Genomic DNA, 634 nt, shown 5'->3' with positions numbered 1-634 from the left:
TGAATAGTGTTCTCTCGATTTCATTCAATACCCCCGATTGTCTCATCGTAACAATCGGGACTGTCTGTGAAAATCAGGATACCTCAGATGACCTCTTGCACAGAGAAGCTCTCTTGCTGACAGATCCAATTCCAGGCGAACTCTGTTTTGGTTTCGTTTTTTGTCTGAACCACTGGTATCCCTCCCGTGCTCTTTGCTTTTATCGCAGTGCATTAACACCGCTAACGGCTACGGCGCACGTCATGCAGCAAGTCGCTGGCGTCTACATCTTCCAGACGGATGATGTGAGTGTCAGAAGCCATAGCCATCTTCTCGATCTTGTCGAGGGCTGAGACGATGGTACGAACCACCCCGTTGGAACGTTTGCGAATGAGATCCAGCAAGGCATCGTCAATTTCCACATCCACCTCCAGCATTTCGCTGGCAATCAGGGACACGTCATCGAGATCGGCCGGTTTGAACTCAATCCATTGGGAGATACGGTTAAACAGCTGCTTGCGCTGGCTAATCCGGCGGGCAATCTCTTCCATCCCGACCAGGATTAGGGGTTGTTCGGTGGCATCGTAGATATCGCGCAGGGTCTCCATGATGCGGGCATTACCGACCACGTAATCGGCCTCGTCCACGAAGATGG

General features: G+C 51.6%; 1 protein-coding gene. It reads right to left on the bottom strand.

Features of this window, described 5'->3' with window-relative positions; genetic code table 11:
• Positions 1–221: 221 nt before the first annotated feature.
• Positions 222–634: TniB family NTP-binding protein (locus tag ACW5W8_RS23790; RefSeq protein ID WP_498630877.1), on the bottom strand; the 413-nt coding region annotated here is incomplete at its 5' end.

Source organism: Aeromonas aquatilis, from assembly GCF_054052405.1.
The sequence above is the reverse complement of the archived record's forward strand: the minus strand, read 5'-3'. Positions and strand labels throughout refer to the sequence as shown.